We start from the raw sequence: 377 nt of genomic DNA, 5'->3' as shown, positions 1-377 counted from the left end.
CCCGAGTTCTCTCAAGCGCCTTAGAATACTCATCTCGCCCACCTGTGTCGGTTTGCGGTACGGTCATCGTTAGACTGAAGCTTAGAGGCTTTTCTTGGAACCACTTCCAATTGCTTCGCTCCCGAAGGAGCTCGCGCCACACCCTTGAATTACGCGCCCGGATTTGCCTAAGCGCCTTCTCCAATGCAGCGACCGGGACTTCCAACACCCGGACAACCTTCCGCGATCCGTCCCCCCATCGCATCTAACAATGGTGCAGGAATATTGACCTGCTTCCCATCAGCTACGCATTTCTGCCTCGCCTTAGGGGCCGACTCACCCTACGCCGATGAACGTTGCGTAGGAAACCTTGGGCTTACGGCGAGGGGGCCTTTCAC

General features: G+C 56.8%; 1 rRNA gene. It reads right to left on the bottom strand.

Annotation, left to right across the window (positions count from 1 at the left end):
• Positions 1-377: ribosomal RNA gene (locus tag HW466_RS31625) — 23S ribosomal RNA — on the bottom strand; the annotation flags it as partial.

Source organism: Burkholderia territorii (assembly GCF_902833055.1).
Classification (GTDB): Bacteria; Pseudomonadota; Gammaproteobacteria; order Burkholderiales; family Burkholderiaceae; genus Burkholderia; species Burkholderia territorii.
The sequence above is the reverse complement of the archived record's forward strand: the minus strand, read 5'-3'. Positions and strand labels throughout refer to the sequence as shown.